This is a genomic window from Bacillus cereus group sp. BfR-BA-01360, assembly GCF_022663595.1.
In the GTDB taxonomy this organism is placed as follows: Bacteria; Bacillota; Bacilli; order Bacillales; family Bacillaceae_G; genus Bacillus_A; species Bacillus_A cytotoxicus.
Map to the genome: position 1 here is coordinate 1 of NZ_JAKUFV010000068.1, position 1,069 is coordinate 1,069.

The window sequence follows — 1,069 nt, forward strand, 5'->3', positions numbered from 1 at the left end:
TATGACGAATTGTATTATTAAGTGCGACACCTAAAGAAAAAACAAAAAAGCCCACCTCGCTTCGTGTAAAATAGAAGTTACCACACAACCACTTACACGGAGGACGAGTATGAGCTATTCCCATTTTACCACGTTTGAGCGTGGACAACTAGAAGCATTTCATAAATTAGGGCGTTCTACTAGAGAAATTGGTAAGATTCTCAAGCGGCACCCTTCTTCTGTTGCGAGAGAATTAAAAAGAAACACACAAAAAAACGGTACGTACAGTGGCGAAAAAGCACAAGAACAATATGGACAGCGAAGAAAATCTTGTAAACCAATAGGAAAATGGTCTGTAGAACTTGCAAAAAAAATCCAGGAGAAGTTAGAAATTACTTGGTCTCCTGAACAAATCCAGTATGGCTATTTGAAGGGTGAGATTTCCTTTAAAACGATCTATAACTGGTTATATCAAGGGAAACGATTCAAAAAAGACCTTTCTCTACTCAGACAGAAAGGAAAACGTCAAAAACCTAGAGAAACACGTGGACGCTTTAATATCGGGACATCGATTCAAAAGCGCCCATCTGAAATTAGAAAACGAGAAACATTTGGGCATTGGGAACTCGATACAATTGTCTCGAGTCGCGGGAAAAGTAAAGGGTGCTTTGCGACATTTATAGAACGAAAAACACGGTATTATCAAGCGATTGTCATCCCAGACCGAACAGCAGAATCTATGGAATTCGCCATCAAACAAATTACTGCCATGTATCCAAGCGCTGCATTACAAACAGCTACAGTTGATAGAGGAAAAGAATTTTCGTGTTATCAACGAGTAGAAAAAGAGTTAGAAATCGCAGTGTTCTTTGCCGATCCCTATTCTTCTTGGCAACGTGGAAGTAACGAAAACGCAAACGGTTTATTACGGGAGTTTTATCCGAAAAAAACAGATTTGAGCCTTGTGTCACAAGAACAATTGAATCAAGCACTACTTCTTATTAACCAAAGACCAAGAAAATGTTTAGCGTGGAAAACTGCCCACGAAGCGTTTCAGGAGGAACTGTCGCACTTAGATTGACAAACTGTC

1 protein-coding gene is annotated in these 1,069 nt (G+C 39.6%); it reads left to right on the plus strand.

Annotated elements, in window-relative coordinates:
* The first annotated feature begins 109 nt into the window (after window positions 1-109).
* Window positions 110-1,060 (plus strand): IS30 family transposase, encoded by a 951-nt coding sequence (locus MR056_RS21915; protein WP_012094738.1) that lies wholly within the window; start codon window positions 110-112, stop codon window positions 1,058-1,060.
* The last annotated feature ends 9 nt before the right edge of the window (window positions 1,061-1,069 follow it).